Annotated in this window: 15 protein-coding genes; 9 read left to right on the top strand and 6 right to left on the bottom strand. The window is 60.5% G+C overall.

What is annotated here, in order from left to right; all coding sequences use genetic code 11:
* Positions 1 to 34: 34 nt before the first annotated feature.
* The 7 genes from OGM60_06780 to OGM60_06750 all read left to right on the top strand — a co-directional run bounded on the left by OGM60_06780 (position 35) and on the right by OGM60_06750 (position 7,852).
* Complete coding sequence (locus OGM60_06780; protein UYI98597.1) at positions 35 to 397, top strand: desulfoferrodoxin family protein; 363 nt, start codon at positions 35 to 37, stop codon at positions 395 to 397.
* A gap of 117 nt (positions 398 to 514) precedes the next feature.
* Positions 515 to 2,500, top strand: coding sequence for a hypothetical protein (locus tag OGM60_06775; GenBank protein UYI98596.1), 1,986 nt, complete (start codon positions 515 to 517; stop codon positions 2,498 to 2,500).
* Between the two features lie 164 nt (positions 2,501 to 2,664).
* A complete protein-coding gene (gene ruvC / locus OGM60_06770) occupies positions 2,665 to 3,186 on the top strand; it encodes a crossover junction endodeoxyribonuclease RuvC (protein ID UYI98595.1) in 522 nt (173 codons plus the stop codon).
* The gene (ruvA, locus tag OGM60_06765) at positions 3,186 to 3,806 is read left to right on the top strand and encodes a Holliday junction branch migration protein RuvA (GenBank protein UYI98594.1); all 621 of its coding nucleotides are present in this window, start codon (positions 3,186 to 3,188) and stop codon (positions 3,804 to 3,806) included. Before ruvC ends, ruvA begins: the two co-directional genes overlap by 1 nt.
* Positions 3,806 to 4,873: a Holliday junction branch migration DNA helicase RuvB gene (ruvB, locus tag OGM60_06760; GenBank protein ID UYI98593.1), complete on the top strand. Its 1,068-nt coding sequence runs from the start codon at positions 3,806 to 3,808 to the stop codon at positions 4,871 to 4,873. The genes ruvA and ruvB overlap by 1 nt, the downstream gene beginning before the upstream one ends.
* 144 nt (positions 4,874 to 5,017) lie before the next feature.
* On the top strand, positions 5,018 to 6,685 hold the full coding sequence (locus OGM60_06755; GenBank protein ID UYI98592.1) for a formate--tetrahydrofolate ligase: 1,668 nt from the start codon (positions 5,018 to 5,020) through the stop codon (positions 6,683 to 6,685).
* A 180-nt stretch (positions 6,686 to 6,865) separates the two neighbouring features.
* Positions 6,866 to 7,852 (top strand): hypothetical protein, encoded by a 987-nt coding sequence (locus OGM60_06750; GenBank protein ID UYI98591.1) that lies wholly within the window; start codon positions 6,866 to 6,868, stop codon positions 7,850 to 7,852.
* Between the two features lie 110 nt (positions 7,853 to 7,962).
* On the opposite strand, the gene OGM60_06745 is transcribed toward OGM60_06750, so the two are convergent.
* Positions 7,963 to 9,144, bottom strand: coding sequence for a cation diffusion facilitator family transporter (locus tag OGM60_06745; protein ID UYI98590.1), 1,182 nt, complete (start codon positions 9,142 to 9,144; stop codon positions 7,963 to 7,965).
* 218 nt (positions 9,145 to 9,362) lie between these two features.
* On the opposite strand from OGM60_06745, the gene OGM60_06740 reads away from it, so the two are divergent.
* Positions 9,363 to 10,700, top strand: a complete 1,338-nt coding sequence (locus tag OGM60_06740; protein UYI98589.1) for a transposase — start codon at positions 9,363 to 9,365, stop codon at positions 10,698 to 10,700.
* Positions 10,701 to 11,056: 356 nt separating this feature from the next.
* Here the strand turns inward: OGM60_06740 and OGM60_06735 are convergent, their stop codons facing one another.
* Both OGM60_06735 and OGM60_06730 read right to left on the bottom strand, forming a co-directional pair.
* Entirely contained in the window at positions 11,057 to 11,845 is a 789-nt protein-coding gene (locus tag OGM60_06735) for an ADP-ribosylglycohydrolase family protein (protein ID UYI98588.1), read from the bottom strand.
* Between the two features lie 63 nt (positions 11,846 to 11,908).
* Positions 11,909 to 12,922, bottom strand: coding sequence for a PDDEXK nuclease domain-containing protein (locus OGM60_06730; protein UYI98587.1), 1,014 nt, complete (start codon positions 12,920 to 12,922; stop codon positions 11,909 to 11,911).
* Positions 12,923 to 13,126: 204 nt separating this feature from the next.
* Between OGM60_06730 and OGM60_06725 the strand changes: the two genes are divergently transcribed.
* Positions 13,127 to 13,396, top strand: coding sequence for a hypothetical protein (locus tag OGM60_06725; GenBank protein ID UYI98586.1), 270 nt, complete (start codon positions 13,127 to 13,129; stop codon positions 13,394 to 13,396).
* A gap of 94 nt (positions 13,397 to 13,490) precedes the next feature.
* Here OGM60_06725 and OGM60_06720 read toward each other — a convergent pair whose 3' ends face one another.
* The 3 genes from OGM60_06720 to OGM60_06710 all read right to left on the bottom strand — a co-directional run bounded on the left by OGM60_06720 (position 13,491) and on the right by OGM60_06710 (position 17,706).
* On the bottom strand, positions 13,491 to 15,962 hold the full coding sequence (locus tag OGM60_06720; GenBank protein UYI98585.1) for a phosphatidylinositol-specific phospholipase C: 2,472 nt from the start codon (positions 15,960 to 15,962) through the stop codon (positions 13,491 to 13,493).
* 305 nt (positions 15,963 to 16,267) lie between these two features.
* Positions 16,268 to 16,861 carry a hypothetical protein gene (locus OGM60_06715; protein ID UYI98584.1) on the bottom strand — a complete coding sequence of 198 codons (594 nt, stop codon included), beginning with the start codon at positions 16,859 to 16,861 and terminating at the stop codon, positions 16,268 to 16,270.
* 242 nt (positions 16,862 to 17,103) lie between these two features.
* Positions 17,104 to 17,706: a hypothetical protein gene (locus tag OGM60_06710; GenBank protein UYI98583.1), complete on the bottom strand. Its 603-nt coding sequence runs from the start codon at positions 17,704 to 17,706 to the stop codon at positions 17,104 to 17,106.
* Positions 17,707 to 17,991: the final 285 nt, after the last annotated feature.

Here is a 17,991-nt window from a genome sequence, read left to right as displayed (position 1 = left end):
CGAGAACATCGGCACATCAGCAAAGGAGAACATCATGGCGAAATTCTTTAAGGACTCCGACGGCAAGCTCATTGCCGCCCTTGGCGACGGCGTTGCGACCCCTGCCGGCTGCACGGAGCTGACGGCAAACACCGAGGATGCGGCGCACGAGAAGCACGTGCCTGTTGTCGAGATCGAGCGCGACGGCCACGTTATTCGTGCGCGCGTGGGCTCGACGGAGCACCCCATGCTGCCCGAGCACTACATCGAGTGGATCGCGCTTGAGGCCGAGGGCCGCCTGGAGATCCATTACCTTGAGCCCGGCATGAAGCCCACGACGTTTTTCGCTGGCGGTTCCAAGGCCGGTACCGTCTATGCCTACTGCAACCTGCATGGGCTGTGGTCCGCGACGTTCTAGGAGCACGCCCCCGCTCGGGGTATCATAGCTAGCATATGCACATGCGAGCGCCGGCTGCATTATGCGGCCGGCGCTTTTACTACGACAACGACGATTTACGACGGAAAGGGCTGGGCCATGAAGCTCGCACTTGCACAGATCGATATGCGCCTGGGTGATATTGAGGGCATCTGCGGCCGCATCGAGGACCAGGCTCGCCTGGCTCATGAGCGCGGCGCGCGCATGCTGTGCGTTCCGGCTCCACTCTTTATGGGCGCCATGCCCGGTGGCCTGGTGGGCGCTGCCGATTTTGAGCACGATATGCTGACGGGTCTGACGGGCGTTGCCGAGCGCATCCAAGAGCTCGACATGATCTGCATCGTGCCCGCTGCGGTTTCGTTTGAGGGCCAGCCCCTGCTCGACTACATGATGCTCAAGGACGGTCATGTGGTGCCGGCGCGTTCGAGCATTGCCCTGCAGCGTGGCGAGAACAACGACACACGTTGGGCGCCGCCGGTGTTCGACGTGGACGGCGTGCGCATCGCCGTGATTTTTGACTTGGACCGCGAACTCGAGATGCTGCCGACCGGTGTTGACCTCATTGCGTATTTCCAATTCAACGCGTTTGACATGACCGACCGCGAGACTGCCGCCATTGCTGCCGTTCGCAGCGGCGCCTACCGCAAGATCGCGTCCAAGCGCAGCGTATGGTTTGCCTGCATGGCGCCGATCGGTGCCTATGACGAGTCGGTGTATACCGGCGGTTCGTTTGTGCTCGACGACTGCGGTCGCGTGGTGGCCCAGGCGCCGTGTTTTGAGGAGAGCCTGCTGGTTCAGGAGATTCAGCGCGGGGTGATGCTCGATGCCCTGGAGGACCATGAGCTGCCCCAGTTTCGCTCCGAGGAGTGGCTGTGGCAGGCGCTGGTGCTTGCCGTGCGCGACAATGCCCGCGCCCGCGGTGCGTCGCGTGCCGTGGTGGCGCTCGAGGGCGATTTGCCGTCGTCCCTGTTGGCGGCACTTGCCGTCGATGCCTTGGGTCCGCGTAATGTGATTGGCCTGGTGCTGGGGCGCAATCGCATCTTTACGCCGGCGCAGGAGGAGGCCGAGGCCGCCCGTTGTTCCGTTGTTCGCTCAATCGCCGAGCGCTTGCACATTCGCACTGTCGAGCGCGATGCGCCGGATGCGGCGCGCGTGCTCGATCGCGACGTGTCGGCGGGCGATGCCGAACGCCTGCGTTCGCGTGCGCTGGGCCTGATGCTCGAGGATACGGCGCTCGAGCTGGGCGCTATGGCGCTGAGCCCGCTTTCCAAGACCGAGTACGCGCTGGCGGCGCCCGCGCTTTGCGGTGGCTACCAGGGCGATTATGCGCCCTTTGGCGATGTGTATCTGTCGACGCTCGAGTTTGTGGCGCGCGTGCGCAACCGCGCCTCGGCCGTGGTGCCCCAAGAGCTCGTGACGCTCAACGCGGTAGAGGATTGCATGGATCGCGTGCTGGCGCAGGCGCTCTCGACGCTCGCCGGTCCGGTTGACATGCTCGATCGTGCGGCACAGCTGCTTGGCGGGCTTGAGCCGGGCGAGGTCGATGGTGCGCTTGAGTCGCACGTAGACCGCAATCGACCTTTCGACGACATCCCGATGGCCGCCGCCAAGCCCGAGGTCTGCTCGCTGCTGCTGATGCTCGTGCGCCAGGGCGAGGCCGCCCGCCGCATGTTGCCGATGGCGCCGATCGTCTCGGCCCGTTCGTTTGCCGAGCGTGCCTGGCCGTATATGCTCGCGTGGTCCGACCTGGGGCTTAACGGCAAGGAGCGTATGACGGTCGATTCGCTGGCGCGCGCCGAGGTGCGCCGTTTTGCTGACGAGGATACGAGCGAGCGCGTGCGAAACGAGATGATGGGCGTGCTGGGCGAGCTACTGGGTATTTCGCCCGAGCAAATGGAGGAGCTGCGCTCTGAGGACGGTCAGCGTCGTTTACACGAGGGAATGAAAAAGTTCGAGGGCGAGGTTCAGGACGCCATCGATAAGATGATGGGCGGCCAGGGTGGCCCGCAGGGTGGGCCCCAGGGCACGCCGATGCCGCAACCGCCGGTGGATCCGAGGCAGTTCCCGTTCTTTAGCCAGAACTAGTACAGACGGAAACATTGTGCGAGGGATTCCCTCACACACATTGCTTCTGCCGAATCTATCTTGCTTTAAGCATCTTGGCCCCGTTGTGTTATTCTAGAACAGACGTTCGTGAATAGTGCGCGGGGCCTTGTCTTGCGTCGTGCTTGTGGCGAGGGGAGGTTGGCTTGGTCATTTTGGGTATCGACCCCGGTTTGGCCCATACGGGCTGGGGGATTATCGAGGAGCGGCGCGGCGAGGTTCGCTGCCGTGCCTACGGTTGTATCGAGACCAGCGCCGGAAGCCCGCTCGCGGTGCGCCTGTCTCACATCGCCCGTGACCTCAAGGATGTCGTCGAGCGCTACCGCCCCGATACCGCCGCCATCGAGAGTATCTACTTTGGCGCCAACGTTCGCTCGGCCATTCCTACGGCGCATGCCCGCGGCGCCGCGCTCGTGGCGCTTTCGGAATGCGCGCTCGAGATTGGCGAGTACACGCCCATGCAGATCAAGCAGGCCGTCGTGGGCACGGGTGCCGCGGACAAACGCCAGGTCGCGTATATGGTTCGCACGCTCACGCAGCTCGACCACGACCCGCATCCCGACCACGCCGCCGATGCCCTGGCCTGCGCCATCTGCCACGTTAACCTCAGCCGCACCCGGGCACTTACCGGCGGCGAGTTCTATCAACAGAGAGGAACCGGATACTGATGATCTCCCAGCTCCATGGAACGCTTGTCGAGGCCACGATGAGCTCGGCCGTTGTCGATGTATCGGGCGTGGGCTTTGAGCTCGGTATTTCGGGCAGCACTGCGGCCACGTTGCCGACGCCCGGCGGCGAGGTGCGCCTTTATACCCGTATGCAGGTGCGCGAGGACGCCATGACGCTCTTTGGTTTTGCCTCCAAGGACGAGCGCACGATGTTCGACCGGCTCGTGTCCGTGTCGGGCGTTGGCCCGCGCCTGGCGCTTGCCGTGCTCTCCACCTATACCGTGGGACAGCTGTATTCCCTGGTGATGGCCGAGGACGACAAGGGTATGGCCAAGGTTCCCGGTGTGGGCAAAAAGACCGCGCAGCGTCTGATCCTGGAGCTCAAGAGCACCTTTGCCAAGGACAAGGGCTTTGTGCCGGTCGACGTGATTCCCGGCCAGGTTGCGATGCCCGTGCCCGCTGCCGCTCCCTCGGTGATCGATGATGCCCGTGCGGCGCTCCTTTCCATGGGCTTTAGCCCGCAGGAGACCGATGTTGCCCTGAGCGGGTATGATGGGCAGAATATGCGTGTCGAGGATCTGCTCGGCGCGGCGCTTAAGCGACTCGGAATGGATGCGTGATGTGGGAAGCCGATGACTCTCAGGACTTGTGGGCGACGCCCGGTAACTCGCCGGCGGCATCCATGGCGCACGGCGAGCGCATGGTGGGCTCGGAGCTGACGGCCGAGGATCTCGATGTCGACCGCACTTTGCGCCCTCAGCGCCTGGACGATTACTGCGGCCAGGAGCACATCAAGCAGAGCTTGCGCGTGTTGATCGAAGCGGCGCAGAGCCGTGGCGAGACGCTCGACCACGTGATCTTCTCGGGTCCTCCGGGCCTGGGCAAGACCACGCTGGCCACCGTTATCGCCAACGAGCTGGGCGCTCAGATCAAGACCACGAGTGGCCCTGCCATCGCGCGCACGGGCGACCTGGCGGCCATCCTTACTAACTTGCAGCCGGGTGATGTGCTGTTTATCGACGAGATCCACCGCCTCAACCGTTCGGTCGAGGAGGTCCTGTACCCTGCGATGGAGGACTTTGCCCTCGATATCGTGATTGGCAAGGGTCCGGCGGCGCGCTCGATTCGCCTGGATATCCCCAAGTTTACGCTGGTGGCGGCAACGACCCGCTCAGGCATGTTGACCGGCCCGTTGCGCGACCGCTTTGGCATTTCATATCGCCTGGATTACTACACGGTCGAGGAGCTCGCGCAGATTGTGACGCGCTCGGCGACTATCCTGGGCGTGACGATCGACCATCCCAGTGCACTCGAGATCGGCTCGCGTTCGCGCGGCACGCCACGTCTTGCCAACCGTCTGCTCAAGCGCGTGCGCGATTACGCACAGGTGCGCGGCAACGGCCCCATCGAGCTCGATATCTGTCGCCAGGCGCTCGAGTTCTTCGAGATCGACGAGCTCGGTCTGGACTGGATGGATATTCGCATTTTGGAGACGCTCGCCAAGACGTTCTCCGGTCGCGCCGTGGGACTTACGACCCTTGCCAGCGCGGTGGGCGAGGACCCGGGCACGCTCGAGGATGTCTATGAGCCCTATTTGCTGCAGTGCGGATTGATGATTCGTACGCCGCAGGGCCGTCAGGCAACCCTCCGCACCTTTGAGCACCTGGGGATTGAACCTACCGTTTAGGGCGTTTTGTTTTGGCGGGCTGTTGGACTATCGCTGGGCATCGGGTAAACATATCGCCGTTCATCGGTTATGGGCGTTTTACTATTGCGCGCCCGTGCTATGCTGAATTGGTCTTTTTCTCATTCGGTAACGAAAGGACCGCCCATGCCTACTGACATCGAAATCGCACGTTCTGTCACGCCGCTGCCTATTACCGAGGTGGCCAAGAACGCCGGCGTCGACGTTAAGCACCTTATTCCGTACGGCTTCGACAAGGCTAAGGTCGACTATTCACTGCTCAACGAGCCGACTGATCACCAGGCCAAGCTCGTCCTCGTGACCGCTATCAACCCAACGCCCGCGGGCGAGGGCAAGACCACCACGACCATCGGTCTGGCCGATGGCCTGCGTCGTCGCGGTATCAAGAGCGCCGTGGCCCTGCGTGAGCCTTCGCTCGGTCCCGTCTTTGGCGTCAAGGGCGGTGCCGCTGGCGGCGGTTGGGCCCAGGTCATTCCCATGGAGGACATCAACCTGCACTTTACCGGCGACTTCCATGCCATCGGTGCTGCCAACAACCTGCTGGCCGCCATGCTCGATAACCACATCCAGCAGGGCAATCAGCTCGGTATTGACGTTAAGCGCATCACCTGGAAGCGCGTCGTCGACATGAACGACCGTCAGCTGCGCCATGTTATCGATGGCATTGGCGGTAAGGCCCAAGGTGTGCCGCGCGAGGACGGCTTCGACATCACCGTTGCCTCCGAGGTCATGGCGATCCTGTGCCTGTCCACGAGTATCAATGACCTCAAGGAGCGCCTGGGCGAGATCGTCGTCGGCTACAGCTTTGCCGGCGAGCCCGTCCGCGCCCGCGACCTCAAGGCTCAGGGCGCCATGGCTGCGCTGCTTAAGGATGCGCTCAAGCCCAACCTGGTGCAGACGCTTGAGGGTACGCCCGCGTTTGTCCACGGCGGCCCCTTCGCCAACATCGCCCACGGCTGCAACTCCATCATGGCTACGCGCATGGCTATGCGCTTTGGCGATGTCGCCATTACTGAGGCCGGTTTCGGCGCCGATTTGGGTGCCGAGAAGTTCCTCGACATCAAGTGCCGCATGACGGGCGTCCGCCCCAGCGCCGTCGTGATTGTCGCCACCGCCCGTGCGCTTAAGTACAACGGCGGCGTTGCCAAGGCCGACCTTAACGACGAGAACCTCGATGCCCTCAAGGCCGGCATGCCCAACTTGCTGCGCCACGTCGACAATATCCAGAGCGTCTATGGTCTTCCCTGCGTGGTCGCCATCAACCGCTTCCCGACGGACACCGAGGCCGAACTCGAGCTCATCGAGTCCGAGTGCCAGAAGCTCGGCGTCAACGTTAAGCTTTCCGAGGTCTGGGCCAAGGGCGGCGAGGGCGCGCTCGAGCTGGCCGATGAGGTCATGCGCCTGATTGAGCAGCCGAGCGAGCTCAAGTTTGCCTACGAGGACGGTGCCGATGTGGCCGACGCCCTCGAGGCCGTCGCCACCAAGGTTTACCGCGCCGATGGTGTCGACTTTACGCCGGCTGCCAAGCGCCAGCTCGCCGAGCTGCGCGAGAACGGCTTTGGCAACCTGCCGGTATGCGTCGCCAAGACGCAGTACAGCTTTAGCGACAACGCCAAGGCGCTGGGCGCTCCCGAGGGCTTCCGCATCACCGTGCGCGAGCTCAAGGTTTCCGCCGGTGCCCACTTTGTGGTCGCGCTGACCGGCAGCGTTCTGACCATGCCGGGCCTGCCCAAGGTCCCCGCGGCCGAGAACATCGACGTCGATAACGACGGCAACATCACCGGCCTGTTCTAAGTCTGCTGCTCATAGCCGCTTGCCCGCCCCGCCGCGCCTACCAAGGCCCGGCGGGGCTTTTTGATCCTTAGGCACGCGCATGTCTTGTAGATACCGGCGGGCTTTGCCCATCATAGGCTTTTGCGCGGGTAGAATGCATGGATAACTTGATGTTTACAGGCGACGGAGAGGAAACGTTGCATGGACCAGGACAAGACGACCGTGATGGGCGGATATGGTTCCGCGCAGGCTGGCGGCAGCGCCGATGCGACCCGCATTGTGTCGAACCCCGGCAATGCTGCCCCCGATGCGACGCAGGCGTCCGCCGAACCCACACGAGTTATGGGCTATGGCGATACACCGCGGGATCCGTTTGATTATGCACCGCAGGACCCGTATGGCAATGCGACGCCGGACCCGTATGGCAATGCGGCGGCAGGCGCTTATAATAACCTGCCGCAAAATCCCATTCCGCAGCCTCAGCAGACGACGTATATGCCGCGCACGGCACAGGCCCAGCCTCGATATGAGTCGCGCGATCCGTATGCGCGCCAACCTTATCGCGACTATCCCAAATCGATTCCGCAGTATGGTGAGGACGAGGAAGAGGCGCCGTCGCGTTCGTCGAGTGTGATCAAGAAAATCCTGATTGTGCTGGCGATCTTCTTTGCCCTCTCGATTGTGTTCGCCATTGTGTCGGGCATGCTCAACAAGCGGGGGAGTTCAACGGCCGATACCACTGCCGGGCAAACCGAGTCCGCCTCGTCTAGCACCGTCGATCTGAGCGATATCCCGGGGCAGTACTGGTCCAACGCCAAGAAGCTCCTCAAGTCGCGCGGTGCCGATCTTTCGAATGCCGTGGTCCTGACTGATGATGGCTCAACGCCCGTCGTCGATGCCAACTGGGTCGTCACATCTGCCTACTATAACGACAACGGTAACCTTGAAATTCAACTCACGCACAAGAACAGCTCGGGCAACTCGTCCGACGGCCAAAGCGGCACCGACAGCTCGAGCTCCAACATGCTGGAGGACCTGAGCAACAAGGCGCAGGAATTGGGAGACAAGGCGCAAGAGCTGGGCGATACGACACAAAACCTGGGCGATACCGCGCAGAACTTGGGAGACATGGCGACGGATGCCTGGAACGCCCTACAAAACGGCATTTCGGGCGCACAGGGAAACTAGCGGTCGAGCGGCTAGAGCCTTAGCAGTGCAAACAAAAACGGGACGCAGGATCGCGTGACCGGGCGCATAGGCGCGTTGGTCGGCAGTCCTGCGTCCCGTTTTGCTGTCGGTTACAGTTGCTCTGCCGGACGGTCGGGCGAGCTAAAGCCCGAGTCAAACGTGACGACGCATGACGCATCGGGCCGGCGCTCGTGCACGATGCGCGTGACGAGCTCAAGCAGCTCCTCGTCGGATATGTCAAAGCCGTCGGGACGCACCAGGTCAAACGAAACGAACCCGTCGTGTTCGTGAAGGTCGTGGATGGAAAGCGTGGGGTCGATCTGCGCTACGCCGCGCTTGACCCAGCCGCGCAGGTCGTCACCGGTGGTGGCTATGGGGTCACAGTGCAGCGTGATACCGATGCCCATCTGGCGTTTGATGTCGTGTTCGATGGTGTCCAGAATCTCGTGGTGCTCAAAGGCATCGCCCTCGCCGGGCATTTCCACGTGTGCGCTGGCAAACTGGCGGCCGGGGCCGTAGTCGTGCACCATGAGGTCGTGCGTGCCCAGGACCTGGGGGTATGACATGATCCTGTCGCGAATCGCTTGAACGAGCTTGGGGTCGGGCGCTTGCCCCAGCAACGGGCTGATGGCGTCGCGCACCAGGCCCATGCCGCTGATGCAAATGAAGATGCCCACGCCCAGGCCCGCCCAGCCATCGAGATCAAAGCCTGTCGTTTGCGAAATAAGCGCTGCCACCAAGACCGAGCCCGAGGCAATGACGTCGTTTTTGGAATCCTGCGCCGTGGCGATGAGCGTCTCCGAGTCGATGCGGTTGCCCAGCGTGCGGTTGAACGCCGCCATCCAGAACTTGACGAGCATGGATGTAGCCAGTGCCGCAAGGGAAACGAGTGTGTAAGCGGTGGGGGAGGGCTTGATGATCTTGGTAACGGACTCGAGCACCAGGTTGATGCCGACGGCGCAAACCAGGACGGCGACAAACAGACCGGCCAGGTACTCGTAGCGGCCGTGGCCGTAAGGGTGGCCCTCGTCTGCCGGGCGGCTGGCAAGGCGGAACCCGAGCAGACTCACGATGTTGCTCGAAGCATCGGAGAGGTTGTTGAAGGCGTCGGCGATGAGCGAGACGGAGCCGGCGAGCAGACCCGCGATGCCCTTGGCTAGGCACAGGGCAATGTTGAGGCCAATGCAAATGAGGCTTGCGGCAAAGCCCGCGTTGGTGCGGCAAGATGTATCGACCGGCTCGCCGTCGCTGCCGGGAACAAGCGTATGTACCAGCCGATTTACAAACAGCATGGCAATCGTCCTCACAATCATGGTTAAGGGGATAGTGTAGCTCGCATGGGCGCACCGTGTGCCGATGCTCAGAAAATGCAGCAATGGTCTGCTGGAGCTAACGAGCGGCCCTTCTTGTCCGACCTGGTGCTCCATTTTGGGCCACATGGGTATGGGCATGTACCTGCCTGCCCGACATACTTAATGTCGACAGCCCCTGCGCAAAGGAGGACGTATCCATGGACGAGATGTTTGCCATTAAATGCCAAAACTGCGGCGGCCCTATGTACTCACACCAGGCTAAACGCAGCTTTGAGTGCGCCTATTGCGGCACGGTCGTTCCGTGGCAGGCCGATGCGGGGGAGCCCAAGAGCGCCCTGGGCATTCGCCATACGCCGCTGACGGTTGTCGATGGACTGCTTAAGCTCACCCACGTGTCGCAGCTCGAGCGCCCGGAGGACCCGGACTGGTATTTCTTCAATGCGTACTGGCGCAACCAGTCGGTTCTGGAGCATCTGCTGTGGGAGGACCGCGGTACGGCTCAGGAGTTCCAAGAAGCTACGCACGTGAGCATTCCCTGCCCCTTCTGCGGTGCGTCCTTTGAGGGGTCATCGACCCAGCGCGTGTTTGAGTGCCCGTCCTGCGGTAATAAGATCGGCGTTGCCGACCTACTCAAGCCCGGTACCTTTAGCAAGCGTCTGACCATGGGCGTTGGTGCCGAGTACGTGCCTGAGCAGGGTATTCCTTGCGAGATAACGCCGCAGCAGGCACGTGCCAACGCGCTGCAGCTGGTGCGCCAGTATCCCGATGCCTTTGCCGGGCACGACGTGGAAGACGCGATTCAAAATGACATGATGCTCTTCTACTTCCCCATGGCGCTCGCGGATTTGCGCATGATGGCGTCCTTCCCAGGCAAGGGGCTGAGCAAGGAGACCCTGGTGTACTACGAGGTGCTCGACTGGGCGTATCCGCGGGCAAACTACCTGGACGTTCGCCTTATGGGCATTTTGGAGCCGTGGGACTTTGCCAAGGTTGGGCCGTTTGACCCGGCCATGCAGGAAGGCGACTTCCGCGTTGTCTCCGTCGATGCGTCTACCAAGGACCAGGTGGTCATTGATAAGCTGGCGCTCGACGTTGCCGGCAACGATGCCGAGGCGGTGCTGGGGCTCAATAAAAAGAGCATCCGCACCTGGGCGCGCAAGGCCCGCAAGCATAAGGACGGCCTGGTGATGGTGCCGGTCTATTTTGTCGATCGCCCGGCGACGGACAGCCGCGATGGCGAGCAGGTGCGCATTGCCGTAAACGGCCAGACGGGCCGCGCGGTCGCGGTGGTGTTTAGCGACAAGCACGAAACACATATTGTGGCGCCGCTCAACCCAAGCCTGCATCTGTCCGGAGAAAGCACCGTGCACGCTACGCCCATCGAGGTCAAATACGTCAAGTCGCCGTTCCTGTACCAGATCGTGCGTCGTGGAGACGGTGAGCAGGCGCGTCAGGTGGCAGCGGTTGCCGAGGGTTCCTACCGAGAAGAAAAGCCCAAACGCAAGGGGCTGCTTGCAGCGATCTTTGGGAAGTAGGGGAACGGTACGGGACAGTGCGCAGTAGTGTGAGCTGTCCGTCGTGGTAGATCTAAATAAACGGTGGGGCGGCTGCAAAAGAGCCGCCCCACCGGGCAAAATCAAGGTGTGCCGCGGAACCCGCTCCTCAGTCGGTCAACTTTGGAAGCGCGGGCAACGCAGGTGCTAATGTCTAAAGGGCCGGGGCAACCGGCCCTTTTCTGCGGCAGCGGGGATTCGAATACCAACACGGTGTACGGCCCCACGGTACTTTGCTCTGTGACGAACGGACCCATGACGGCGCGCTCTGTAATCATCATTTATGCGGTCCCTTAATCATTTGCGTTGACTGACATTGTCTTCGTTAAAGGCGTGTCCTAAAACAAACACTGCTCTATCAACTCTTTACCGCGCAGGGTATCGATCCACTCCTGCGGAATTGCGTCGATACCGTAGGCCGTGCCGGCGAGGGCGCCTGCGACGGCTGCGGTGGTGTCGGTGTCGTCGCCTAGGTTGACGGCGGCAAGCACGCACTCTTCGTAGCTGTTAGTGTTGACGAAGCACCAGGTGGCTGCCTTAAGCGTGTCGCGCACGAAGCCACCGGATCTGATTTCATGCTCGGGTACATCTTTCAGACAGAGTACCCATTCGGGGAGCGCTCCGTCCATCGCGGACCTCAACAGCTCGATGAACGTGACACATGACTCGGTCGATGTTCTATGAGCGTGGGTGATTGCAGAGACCTCACGGATTTCTTCGTCTGTCGCATCGGTGAACGCCAGGGGCGCGATGCGCATGAGCGAGCCGTTGCCGTTGTCGCGCTCGCCGGAGCCTCCTTTGCCGGTGTGCAAGGCGCGGGCGGTCGTGCCGCCGTAATCGAAAACGCCGTCGATTGTATACTCGTCACGGGCAATCCAGCCGACGAACTTGTCGCGCATGTCCGCGGTGTCGATGTGCCCGAGCTCCCTAATCGAGTCACAGGTAGCAAGCGTCATGGACGTGTCGTCGCTCCAGGTGCCGTCGGGCTGCCCATGCGTGCCGTAGCCAATCATGTCCGCGCATTCAAACGTGCCGCGGGGCCTGAACTCGTAAGGAACGCCCAGTGCGTCGCCGACGGCGAGCCCATAGATGCAGTCGCGCAGTGTTGTTTTCGGTCTGTCTGTCATGGAAAGCTCCTCTTATCCCGGGTGATGTGGAGCGCCATCGGTGGTGTCGGTCGCAACGTATTGCTATCCTTGTGCTTCGCCATTAGTCGCTTCGTTGATGGCGCGGTACTCGGCACTCAGCTCGCGCGCCAGCTCTTCCTTGCTTGGAAGATACGGCAAGTATTTGGCGGCAAACACTTGGTCGTTGTCTTCGGGCAGCGTGTACTCGACAATCGAGTCGCTTTTGTCCGCGCAGAGCACGATGCCTATAGGCGGATTGTCGCCTTCGTTCATGAGCTCGCGCGTGTAGTAGTTCACGTACATTTGCATCTGGCCCAGGTCCTGATGCGTAAGGTCATCGGTCTTAAGGTCGATGAGCACGAAGCAGCGCATCAGATAGTTGTAAAACACAAGGTCAATATAGAAATGGCGCCCGTCAAAGGTGATGCGCTTTTGGCGCGCCTCGAAAGCGAAACCACGGCCAAGCTCCAGCAGGAACTTCTGAAGATGCGTGATGAGCGCCTGCTCTAGATCGCTCTCGCGGAACGCAGTATCGTCCGAGAAACCTAAAAACTCCAGTACATATGGGTCGCGGATGATATCCTCGGGGCGACGAGCCGGGGCGCTCTTTTGGATTTCCTGGGTGACGGCCTCCTTGTCCTTGCTGGCAAGCAGGCGCTCACGGAACATGGTGTTGATCTGGCGCTCGAGCTGACGCGTGCTCCAACGAGAATCGGCGCATTCGTTCATGTACCAGGCGCGAGCATCAGGGTCGGGAATGCGCATCAACCTGCGGTAATGAGTCCAGCTCAATTCGCTACGCAGTGCGTCGCGAATTGGAAACGCAAGAAAGAACTGACGCATATTGCGAAGGTTTGCGATGCCAAAGCCTCTTCCGAAATCCGCGGTAAGCCTTCTGGAGAGGCCTGCAATCAATGCCTCTCCATATGCTGCGCGCTCCTCTCCGCCCTGTTCATCAACAATGCTCTTGCCGATCTCCCAATACGCCTCAACCATCGCAAAGTTAACGGCGGTATAGGCCTTGTCGCGAGCGGCGTTGAGAATCGAGGAAACCTGCTTGTAAAAAACTTCTGGCACGATTGCCGATTCTCCACGGTTTACCAGTTCGCCCATCACTGTCGCCCCACTTTCCTCTTGTGGAATGCATCTTTATCGTATTTAGTTTAAAGCCTCGCGCGGACACGAATTGCTGTGCTGTCTGGCACCTTCGCATGGGAGCCTTTCGGTGACTAAAATGTGACCATAGAGGCAGGTTTTGCGAACCCCATGGGAGTGACACGCATGGACAACAACACTTTGCTGTTCCAGGACAAAGGTTCGGGCGGGTTTAAAGACGTCAAGATCTACCCTAACCGCATCGAGGTGCTCAAGAAGGGCACTTTCGGCGGCAAGCACACCGAGATTGTCTACCTTAAGGACATCACGGGGGTCAGCAGGATCAAGGGTCGCGACGTTTTTCTGCGCAACAGGCTGTTGACTGCCTGTGTCTTTAGCCTGAGCAGCCGCTCCCAGGCCCAGGAATTTGTGAACGCGCTGAACATGGTGATGTAGCCGACGTCGGCGTTCGGGCCGAGGTAAAAATCGGGGGCACAGAACGGTGTCCTGCGCCCCCGATTGAGTCGATGTGTCTAAAAGGCGGGCTTGCCTATTCGTTGTCGTCCCCAGCGTTTTCGCGGTCACTGGCAAGCATTGCTGCGCCGGCGACTGTCGTCGCCACGGCGGCAGCGGCGAGCCCGGCGGCGATGCCAGAGCCGTCGCCCGTGCCGGCGAGTTTTCCGCCCGAGCCCTTGCTCTTGTTGCCCTTGCCGTTCTTGTCGGCGCTGCCTGCGTTGGAACCCGTGCCACCGTCCGTGCCGCCTGCACTGCCCGAGGCCGCTACGGTAAAGCTTACGGCTCCATCGCTGGCGAGTATGTAGTTTTGTTCCGCGTCGCCCAAAAGGCCTTTCGCGCGCACCCAGTACGTCCCTGCGGCAAATGTTTCGCCCTCGGCCATTGCCGTGCCCGGAGCGCCGTTCGCGTCGTGCGTAAACTCGAGCTGGGCCGTGCAGGCATCGGTTTCGAGCTTGCCCTCGAGTGATGCCGCAATCTTGGCGCGCACGTCTTCGCCGGCCTTAAGGCCTTCGAGTCCCTCAAAATGGGGCGTCAGCGCGCGTCGATCGATATCGATGGGCACAGAGCCCTGCAGCCCCGTAACGGTCTCGTTGCCCAGGGCGTCGACATCCACATATTTGATGTCAAACGCATCGCCCGAAGCTGTCGCGTTGAGCGCTTTGCTGCTGTCGGCAAGGCGGAAATGACCCTCGCCAACGGTCTTGCCATCCTGGAGCGAGGCATCGCTCAGCGAGTCGCCGTACGTCATGCGCATGCGGGTCGGGAGATAGTACGGGAGATAGTACGAAGCCGTCTGCTTGTGCTCCGTATCGTAATTGCGCTGATAGATGCTCCGGGCCAGCGCCGCATCAACAAAGTCGGATGCGATGATGCCAATGTGCTTGAGGTAATCTGACTTTGTATCCCCGGTGCCGCTGGGATTGATGTACGAGCTCTTGTACAGGTGCTCGTCGACCACTCGCGCCGCGGTAAAAGGGTTGTTTTGCGTGCAGCTCGTGTAGTTGATAAACCAGCAGCGCTCCGTTGCCTGCACCGTTGTCCCGTCCGCGGCAGTGATATCTACGGTGCCGCGCTTGAACTCGGCCGCCGCCTTCAGGGCCATATCGACCCAGTCGATTTTACTGGACCCCGTGCAGTTGTAATGGTCTTGGGCATATACCGCTGTGCTATAGGGCTCTTTGTCGCCCGTATTGCCCGCAGCCTCAAAGCCTTGCTCGTATTTCACGAGGCACATGGACTTTCCGGAATGCGCCTTGATTTTGTCGTCCCATTCGGTGAGGTCGAGGCCCCACGTGTGGCCGTCTACGCTGTCGCCGGCGAGCCTAAATCGACGCAGCAGGACGATCTTTCCGCGCACCTCGTTCAGTGTGGGGACATGGCTCGACGTATAGAACAGATCGGAGTTATTGTCCATAACATTGGCGAAAGCCGTCGTAACGCTTTCGTCGGTAGCTTCGTCGTTGCCTCGTGACACAAGCATGATGAGCGCTTCTGACGGGTTTTCGTTCAAAAATGTTTTGAAGTAACCGATGACATCGGAGAGATGTATAAAGCCCCCGTCTTTTTTGAGCAAGTAGCATATTCCATGGTCGATGCCGGGGTCGCCTTTATCGTTGTTCTTTCCAAGTCGGATATCAAAATAGCGAATGCCTTCGAGCAACTGCGTGGGGATGTAATCCTGCTGGCACTTTGCAAGCGAGGTTTGGGGCTCGGTGTCGTTGTCGACGCTGCAGGTGCCCGAATCGTGAGTTCCCGGGATGCTCAGCTCGTCGAGGTACTTGCTGCCATCGACGTGGCTCATCCAACATGGTCCGTCGACGTAGCTGCTATACGTGGTCCAGTCGATGCTGCTAACTGTGGCATTGGTCTTGTCCATGCTGTAGCCGACAGGCTCGAGCTCCCACGGAATGCTCTTCCTCTTGTGGCAGATCTTGTTGTTGTCTTGGTCTTTGCCGTCCTTTTCTATGGCCAGGTAATTAATGTCTTTTTTCTCGTTTGTGCGGTCTCGGATGATGTAGGTTCCGTTTTGCTGGCGGTCGAACGCAAAAGAGCGGCTGGGCTTGCCGTCATGCTCGCCACTCCATACGTGGATGACCTTTCCATCTTTGTCCGAGTCGCCATCGACCGACCAAATGCTGTAGCCCGTCTTCTTGTGCTCTTCGAAATTGAGCAGGGTGCGGATGGCATACCAATTTGTATTATCTGTATCGGTCGCCACGTGCTCGAGGATGAGCTTGTTGGACGTGCCGTCATTAAACAGGTGGCAGACGTTGCCGATGACGTTGCCATCTTCGTTGACGCTCGCGGTGCGAAAATAGCCCGCGGGGCGAAGGCGAATGACGAAATTGTCGAGGCTGACCGACGCTGTGGCAGCGTCGTCTGCAAATGCCGCGCGCACAGGAAGGCCCAATCCCGCGGTTTCGGGCAGGCTTACAAATGGCGACAATGCTGCGAGTCCTAGGCCCAACGTGAATGCTCGACGGCTGATGGCGTGGTGTTCGGTCATAACTCCTCCGTTCGCAGGGTGCGGTTATGCACTCATTTTGTTCACTATACTGCCCAGATGTCTAAACGTGTTGGCTTAATTGTCTGCGCGGCGCTATAAATCGGCGGGCGGACGCGTTGGGACGCTTGTCTATTTGTGCTGCTACCGCGCTGGGGGTGGTTTTGCCGTCCGACATCCCTCGCGTTCGTCAGCTACCGGCATAAGAAAAGGAGGGTCGGTTTACCGGCCCTCCCTTAGTACGAAACGCTGGGGTACCGTTGCTTGTTTGCACTGCGCTCGTGTTTCCCGTTGCGCTCGCGAGCCGCTTAGCGCTTAATCTCGATATCCTCGAGCTTGACGTCCATGGCCTCGGTCTTTGCCTTGGCGATATCATCGGCAAACTCCAGAGACTTCATCATGGTCTCGACGGCGTCCTTGTGCTCTTCGACATTGTCGATGCGCACATACACGCTGCCGCCGTCAACGTCGGTGAAGTACTCGGTCGTTACGCCGCCAGTGTGCGTGTAGGAAGCGTTACGCCAGGACTTGCCGTTGTACTTGACAGGATCATTCTCGGTCCACTCAAAGTCGGTCTTCCACTTTGCCTCGTAGTCGAACAGCTCATCGGCGTTCTTGTCAGGGTCGAAGACGGGGATGAAGCGGTCGCTCGCGTGCTCGCTCTCGGTGAACTTAAACTGGGCCCTGTCGGCCGTGTCGCCTGCGACGTCGGTGATCTCGACGCCCTCGGGGACCTCGACCTTAAACCAAATGAAGTCGGTCCTCATATCCACGGCTGGCTTTTCCGCGCCGCGGCCACCGCCACTGCCGGTGGCGCCGCCGCTTCCGCCACAACCCACCAGGGCAACCGCGGCAAAGAGACTGATGCAGAGGGTGAGAATCGCAAAGGCCTTCTTTTTCATGGTCGTGTCCTCCTCGATCTGTAACCGCCCATGGATTACCTGCCTTTACTGTACGCGCGAGTGACTCGTAAGGGTGGGCCATGTGTCCCATTCTGATGGCTGGATTTGCGCCGTTAAGTGGCAATATGCTCGGGCGCAAAAGAGGGGAGGGCCGGTGCTGCCGGCTCTCCCCGGGGTTGGGTGCCCGTTGCTTTAATGGGGCGCATGTGAGCAGGTGCGCGTAGGCGCGTGCGGGTGTCCCGTTACTTGATCTCGATGCTCGAAATCTCGACTTCGCGTGCCTCGGCAACTGCCTTCGCCATGTCATCGGGAAACTCGATGGAGTTGAGGAGCGCCTCGGCTTCTTTCTTATGCAGATCGAAGTTCGAGATGAGGACGTAGACACTTCCCGGCTCAACGTCGGTAAAGAGGAGGGTTGAGACGCCGCTGTTGTCCTCGTACGTTCCGACGAGCCACGTCCTGCCGTTATACTCGACGGACCCGCCATCCTTCCACTGGAACGTATCACCTTTCTTTTCTGCCTGGTCGGCGTGGGATTCCTCTGCCGTCAGCGCTTTTTTCCAAACGGGGATAAAGCGATCGGCCGAACCGTTCTCGTCTTCGGGGAAGGTGAGCTGGACCCTGTCGACGTTCTTGCCGGCGGAGTCGCTTACGCCAACGCCCTCGGGCATCTCGACCTTAAACCAGATAAAGTCAGTCTTTTCGGCAACGGGGGCCTTTTCCTTGCCTTCGCTCTTTGAGGTACTGCCGCCCACGCCCGATGCGCTCCCGCCGCAGCCGACAAGGGCAAACGCGGCAAAGAGGGCGATGCACAGGGAAAGGATCGATAGGGTCTTTTTCTTCATGGTGGCGTCCTCCTTGTCTGCCGATGACATCACGGCGCCGCATGCTGTTGGGGTACTGATTGCGCTGGCGGCGGATGTCTCTGTGCACTGTGCGGCTTATGCCTCCGTTCATCGCTTGTGGCCGTTGCGCGGCCGTGCCCCAACGGGTTCCTTACTTATAGATATGCCCCAGTTTGTGCCGTTCGGGAGTCTCGAAAGGTGGGCCATGTGTCCCATGTTTGCGGCGCCGACGCCTATCGTTCGTCATAGAAATCCGCGATGGCCAGGTGTGCTGACGCTCATGTG

This window comes from Coriobacteriaceae bacterium, from assembly GCA_025757745.1.
Classification (GTDB): Bacteria; Actinomycetota; Coriobacteriia; order Coriobacteriales; family Coriobacteriaceae; genus Collinsella.
This window is presented reverse-complemented; position numbering and strand designations above follow the sequence as displayed.

What these genes read in the sequence shown, in the direction of transcription:
- OGM60_06725 (UYI98586.1), top strand. Translation starts at nt 13,127, where the DNA reads ATGGACAACAACACTTTGCTGTTCCAGGACAAAGGTTCGGGCGGGTTT.
- OGM60_06720 (UYI98585.1), bottom strand. Translation starts at nt 15,962, where the DNA reads ATGACCGAACACCACGCCATCAGCCGTCGAGCATTCACGTTGGGCCTA.
- ruvA (UYI98594.1), top strand. Translation starts at nt 3,186, where the DNA reads ATGATCTCCCAGCTCCATGGAACGCTTGTCGAGGCCACGATGAGCTCG.
- OGM60_06750 (UYI98591.1), top strand. Translation starts at nt 6,866, where the DNA reads ATGGACCAGGACAAGACGACCGTGATGGGCGGATATGGTTCCGCGCAG.
- OGM60_06755 (UYI98592.1), top strand. Translation starts at nt 5,018, where the DNA reads ATGCCTACTGACATCGAAATCGCACGTTCTGTCACGCCGCTGCCTATT.
- OGM60_06715 (UYI98584.1), bottom strand. Translation starts at nt 16,861, where the DNA reads ATGAAAAAGAAGGCCTTTGCGATTCTCACCCTCTGCATCAGTCTCTTT.
- ruvB (UYI98593.1), top strand. Translation starts at nt 3,806, where the DNA reads ATGTGGGAAGCCGATGACTCTCAGGACTTGTGGGCGACGCCCGGTAAC.
- OGM60_06745 (UYI98590.1), bottom strand. Translation starts at nt 9,144, where the DNA reads ATGCTGTTTGTAAATCGGCTGGTACATACGCTTGTTCCCGGCAGCGAC.
- OGM60_06780 (UYI98597.1), top strand. Translation starts at nt 35, where the DNA reads ATGGCGAAATTCTTTAAGGACTCCGACGGCAAGCTCATTGCCGCCCTT.
- OGM60_06710 (UYI98583.1), bottom strand. Translation starts at nt 17,706, where the DNA reads ATGAAGAAAAAGACCCTATCGATCCTTTCCCTGTGCATCGCCCTCTTT.
- OGM60_06735 (UYI98588.1), bottom strand. Translation starts at nt 11,845, where the DNA reads ATGACAGACAGACCGAAAACAACACTGCGCGACTGCATCTATGGGCTC.
- OGM60_06775 (UYI98596.1), top strand. Translation starts at nt 515, where the DNA reads ATGAAGCTCGCACTTGCACAGATCGATATGCGCCTGGGTGATATTGAG.
- OGM60_06740 (UYI98589.1), top strand. Translation starts at nt 9,363, where the DNA reads ATGGACGAGATGTTTGCCATTAAATGCCAAAACTGCGGCGGCCCTATG.